Origin of the sequence: Helicobacter equorum, from assembly GCF_900198655.1 — a bacterium.
Taxonomy (GTDB): Bacteria; Campylobacterota; Campylobacteria; order Campylobacterales; family Helicobacteraceae; genus Helicobacter_F; species Helicobacter_F equorum.
The window spans coordinates 1-5,449 of the sequence record NZ_FZPO01000026.1 but is presented as its reverse complement, the minus strand read 5'-3'; the positions used below and the strand labels follow the sequence as shown (position 1 = coordinate 5,449).

The 5,449-nt window shown below is 35.5% G+C and carries 5 protein-coding genes and 1 pseudogene; 1 reads left to right on the top strand and 5 read right to left on the bottom strand.

Annotated features, from left to right (window positions below):
* Positions 1 to 521 (top strand): annotated as a pseudogene (locus C6H22_RS05305) (30S ribosomal protein S12 methylthiotransferase RimO); the annotation flags it as partial.
* On the opposite strand, the gene C6H22_RS05300 reads toward C6H22_RS05305, so the two are convergent.
* From C6H22_RS05300 to C6H22_RS05280, 5 genes are all read right to left on the bottom strand, one after another.
* Entirely contained in the window at positions 511 to 900 is a 390-nt protein-coding gene (locus C6H22_RS05300) for an adenylyltransferase/cytidyltransferase family protein (protein WP_104694296.1), read from the bottom strand. The pseudogene C6H22_RS05305 and the gene C6H22_RS05300 sit on opposite strands and share 11 nt — an antisense overlap.
* A gap of 39 nt (positions 901 to 939) precedes the next feature.
* Positions 940 to 2,382, bottom strand: a complete 1,443-nt coding sequence (gene ispD, locus C6H22_RS05295; RefSeq protein ID WP_104694295.1) for a 2-C-methyl-D-erythritol 4-phosphate cytidylyltransferase — start codon at positions 2,380 to 2,382, stop codon at positions 940 to 942.
* Positions 2,379 to 3,272: an FkbM family methyltransferase gene (locus C6H22_RS05290; RefSeq protein ID WP_158654630.1), complete on the bottom strand. Its 894-nt coding sequence runs from the start codon at positions 3,270 to 3,272 to the stop codon at positions 2,379 to 2,381. The genes ispD and C6H22_RS05290 overlap by 4 nt, the downstream gene beginning before the upstream one ends.
* A gap of 13 nt (positions 3,273 to 3,285) precedes the next feature.
* A complete protein-coding gene (locus tag C6H22_RS05285; protein WP_158654629.1) occupies positions 3,286 to 4,662 on the bottom strand; it encodes a CDP-glycerol glycerophosphotransferase family protein in 1,377 nt (458 codons plus the stop codon).
* Positions 4,663 to 5,216: 554 nt separating this feature from the next.
* Positions 5,217 to 5,449 (bottom strand): hypothetical protein (locus C6H22_RS05280; protein ID WP_158654628.1); only part of this gene is annotated, 233 nt, incomplete at its 5' end.

Genomic DNA, 5,449 nt, shown 5'->3' with positions numbered 1-5,449 from the left:
GTGCAAATCGTGCCACACACGAAAAACTCATAAACGCTATGGATACAATCCAAGGTCGATTTATGCGCACAAGTCTCATTATCGGACACCCCGGCGAAAGCGAGGAGGATTTTATAGAACTTTGTGCGTTTGTAAAACAAAGCCCATTTGATAGGATTAATATTTTTGAATACTCGCCACAAGAAGATACAAAAAGCTTCACGCTTCCAACAATAGAATCTAAGATAATCACCAAACGCATTAACACAATAAACAAGATTCTACAAAAAAAGCAAAGAGCGTCGTTGCGTGCAATGGTAGGACAAAAAATCGAGGTGATAGTGGAGGGTGTGAGTGATGTGAGTGAATATTTTTATAGCGCACGACCAAGACTTTGGGCAAGAGAGATAGATGGAGAGATTCTTATTAATGATATAGAAGATGGCTTAGGTGAGATTAAGCAGGGTGCGTATGTATGTCAAATCACTCAAGTGCGAGATGATTTTGTGTTTGGCAAACTTTTGGCACTACTTAAATCCTAATCTTTTCAATTATTTGTGTCGTAGAAATACTTGGAGTCCTTGGAATATAGATAACCTCGCAAATATCTCTTAAGTTATCAAAGCATCCTGTCCAATCATCTCCCATGACCAATATGCCTGCCTTATATTCCAAACAATATTGTCGCTTCAGTTCTAAGGACTCCTCATAAAATACATAATCCACGTATTTGCAAGCTTCTATTATACTTTTACGCTCCATTTGTGTATAAATAGGATAACGACCCTTTTTGGAAAAAATTAAAGAATCTGAGGATATTTCTACAATCAAGAAATCGCCAATCTCTTTAGCACGCCTAAGAATCTGTAAATGTCCATAATGAAACAAATCGAATGTCCCAAAAGTAATAACTCTTCTCATGCACAGTTCCTAAAATACAAGAAACTCGCATACAATATTTCATAATGACAATGTATCTTGGTTGTTACCCAGGAACCCCCCCCCCCCCCCCCCCCCCCCCTCGCCGCCCACCCCNNCCCCCCCCCCCCCGACCTCGCCATCGAGTCGCACATCAACAATCTGTCCATTCAAGTCTGATAGTAAAGTATGCAATGTTGATAATGCCACTATTCTCGGATCTAGTAGGCTGTGTTTGGGTTCATTCCCAAAATTTTTGTATCGCATAGGTGTCGCTGTTCGTTGTGGGTTTATGATGTTTATATTAATTCTATCACTGCGCAATTCCTCGCTTAGTGCCTGACCAAGATTTACTATTGCCGCCTTACAAGATGAATATACACCATACATCGCTCTACCTCTGGTATATGAACTTGATGTAAAAAGCGCAATGGAACTCTTGATATTTTTTTTCAGATATGGTATCGCTGCCTTAACAACATGGATAGAACCCAAAAAGTTTATTTGAATCTCTGAATATATATCTGCTAAATTTCTATGTTCTATAGAACCCATTTCCAAAATAGCTGCACAATTTATAACAAAATCTATACGACCATGCTGCGCATAAACCATCTTAAGATATCTAGAAACCTCACTAAAATTCCCAATATCACAACCCAATGTCAAAGAAGTACCATGAACAATGCCTCCATATTCCGTAGCAATCTGGGCTATACACTCACCTATACCACTACTTGCACCAAAGCAAACTATAACCTTATCCTTAAGGTCTCCTAATTGTGAGTGAGGTGCCTTTGTTTGACGAATTTGCAGAAGCTTATCTGCTAATACTATATCTTGTGGGTATGTAATTTTAAAGTTTTCTTCCGCTCCCTCCACAACAAAAACCTTTGCAAAACCACTTTCAATGACCAAACCACAATCATCTGTAAAATTATCATTGTCTCTAAAATATTCATGAGCTTTTTTAATTAGAGAAAGCTTAAAGCATTGTGGTGTTTGTCCACGTCTAAGTCTATTCCTATTGGGAATGCTTGTAATTACATTATGCGAATCTAACTCAAGAATTGTATCAGAGGTAGGAATAGCAACATCTACAGCATCATAGGTCTGCAAAGCTTGTTGACAACGATCAATAATTTCTAATGTTAGGAATGGGCGTGCACAGTCATGAATAAACACATACCCATCATTATCCTCAATACTCATTATCCCTATATAAGAGCTTTCTTTTCTACTTTTTCCACCATTTAAAATCTTATATATTTTTTTATATGAACCATGCAAAAGTATCTCTTCTGTAAGCTTTCTATATTCTCTTGGAATTATCAAAATAACCCTATCAATATTCTGGGCTGCTTCAAAAATTTCTACAGTATGCTCTAAAAGAGTCTTGCCAGCAATTTTAATAAATTGCTTAGGTACACCACTACCGTACCGCGATCCACTACCACTTGCTAATATAATCGCATAGGTTGTCATTTACATATCCTTTCCAATTCAAATGGACATGTAAGATCTGCATGTGGTTCCTTAAAAACAACCTCAAAACCAAATGGTTTAATAATATCCATAAACCTATCAAAACCCAAATGTGTGTCTCCTACAATTTTTACGACTTTTTGAAAAAATTCAGGATAATGCATGGCTAAATCTTCAAAAATTTCATATTCTGCACCCTCAACATCAATTTTTACAATAATATTCGTGAGTTTATAATCATCAACTAGTCTTTTTAGGGTTTCGGAAGCACTTCTGATTTCACATCTGGTGACGATTTCTTTACTTTCTTCCTCTGGAGCATAATTTCTCACAAAATCCTTATTCATGGAGCTAATCCCATCTCTATGCTCAAAGTAAGATGCCATTATTCCCCCCTTTTTTTTTATATTTTCTTTTTTACCTAATCCATATGGATATAAAATGACTTTTTGCTGTATAGATGGACTATTTAAAACAAGATTCTCTTCCATTGCTCTAATATTTTGTGGGAAAAGTTCAAAACTCAAGACTTGCTTGCACCATGATTGTTGAGCAAAATACAATGCCGTATATCCAACATTTGCTCCTATATCGATGACACTATACTGCCTACTAACCTCAAGAGGCCTATAAAATTTATATATATTAAATCCAAACACTTCATTAAAAATCCAAGGATATATAAATTTAACACGACACACAATATCCGAATTTGCAACAATTGCGCAATCCTTATACAAAGCCTTCAATACAAAACCATTTTTTATTGTATTGCTTAATACATATCTCATATTCTTATGAATTTTGTTAGAGATGCAATATCTTAATGTATTGAATCTTAAAGAAATTCTCATAACAATCTTGAGTAAAACAATCTTTAGAGTTAGCATTCTTGCTCCTTTCTTACGGTATATATGCCTTGATGTCTTCCACGAGGATATCGATAATACTCTGTGTGCTTCTAGCATCTAGGCACAAAGAAAAACTCTCATTGATAATCTTCTTGTACGAAGATTGTAGCGAAAACATTATAGAATCATAGTTTTTTTGTATTTCATGCAACACCTTTTCTAACGAATCTCGATTATTTACTACAAAACATCCTTGATAAATCCACCTTGCTGACCAATTATTGAGCTCCTCACCCATAAGATTCTGAGTATATATAGTTGGTTTACCGCTTAAAAAAGCATATGTGAGCATACTACTTGTATCTGAAATCAAAATATCTGACTTTTTGAATGAATCAAAATAACTCGGATTATTATCCAAAAATACGTTAGGTGTAGTAGCAAAAAAATCCCACTGTTCTTGTGTCAAAATCTTTGTGCTCTTCACATAATGATCATACATATTTGGATGAGGTCGCCATATAAGAACGATTTTGCCTTCTCTTGCCAGTGTCCACAGGAAATCCGAATAAACCGAGAATGTACTATGAAAATCGACAGGATTCCAACGTGGCATATAACAAACAGTCAGATTTCGTGCCGAGACCTTAGAAAAATCTGTGTTTATAATATTCTCCAATAAAGGAGATCCTGTTGCAATGACTTTAGCAAAACTATCGGATTCCTGTCTTGATTCTACGAGATACTTATGAAAAATCGTAGGAGAAAAAATAAAATCATAATAACGCAAAAATCTCGATTCGTAGGCAATAATGTTTTTTTGATAACTAGAAAAATTGTGGATGCCATATTCGATAAGACACAACTTCATACATTCAGCAATATCAGCATTGCTCCAACCATGTGGACGTAGTGAATCATAAGGTCTAGTGGTAAAACAATAATGTGCTTGTGTTGTCTCCGGATAAAGTGTTATTTGCATTTGAGAATCAAAACCTACAACACATTGCACTCTAGAATTTACCTCTAATGTGTATGTAATAGGTGTGTGAATTTTTTTAGAAAATTCTTGTAACACTTTTGTGGCACCTAGATCATAAAAATTTTCACTCTGTACCAAAGTAGGCATTGCCAATACTATGACTTCAAAATTTTCATTCTTGCTTAAAGCCAAGGCTAATGGCTCCAAAGCTTCCCAACTACCGCCCCAATCATTATAAAAAAGAACTTTGATCTTTTGTGGTTTCTCAAGGCTAGCAAAGTTTTTAATGATTCCATCACTAGACCCAATCTTGCGAGTTTGACAAATCTTTTTAAATCGTTGATCTTCAAGATGGCGATACAATTTATATTTTATCCTCAATAAAAATGAAGGTATAAAGGGTTTCATTATTTTTTTCACTCGCCAAAAGATCGATAACTTCTGCACTTAATATCCTTTTCAAACATAATAAGATTTCGTATTTTACCTTATTATTTTTGTTCAAATCTTACAAAATATAAATTTCTTGGGGGATTATGCACAGATACAACGCACTATGCCTTATACTTTTACAATGTTGTATCTTGTTTGCTGATATCCCTCAAGCACCAAATGCTCTAGGTAAAAATTTTTAGATACTCTCGCAAGGCATAAGTCTTGAGTATGCACACAAAAAATGAACATTATGGCAGCCTCTATCAGCTAAACCTCTAGCACACCTATCTATCACATACCAACAATATGACACAACAATCTGACAACATCGCCTTTATGAGTATCTATGACTTCGTGGCGCACAAAACATCTCGCGGCTTTCATCTCTTTGGGCTGGAGTTTGGGCTAGGATCGTATACCAAAACAAAAACATCATCAATGTGATGAGAACAATTTCTTACTTAATCTCGATTATGACTATGTGTTTGACCTCGGTAGTAGTTTGCAAGCTCGATTTTCCGCATCATACGCACTCTCATATTATGAAATCAATCTCAAAAAATTCTCTAGTTGGATTTGGCATTTTTAAACCCAAACACTACTCCATAATGCACCAAAAAACTCTCACACCACATAGAATCTAGCCACATAAAAAACTCCACTTTCACACCATAATGCCCCAAAGTCTCCAAACATTGTGTATTAAGAGATTCTAAACATTCCTGTGTGCCTATTAGCACAAGTTTTGATACACGCTTATTACTCACGCATTGCTTATATGCAAACTCAAGGATACTTG

Bases quoted from the DNA above. Each gene is read 5' to 3' on its own strand.
- C6H22_RS05300 (WP_104694296.1), bottom strand. From the start codon at position 900: ATGAGAAGAGTTATTACTTTTGGGACATTCGATTTGTTTCATTATGGA.
- C6H22_RS05290 (WP_158654630.1), bottom strand. From the start codon at position 3,272: ATGCTAACTCTAAAGATTGTTTTACTCAAGATTGTTATGAGAATTTCT.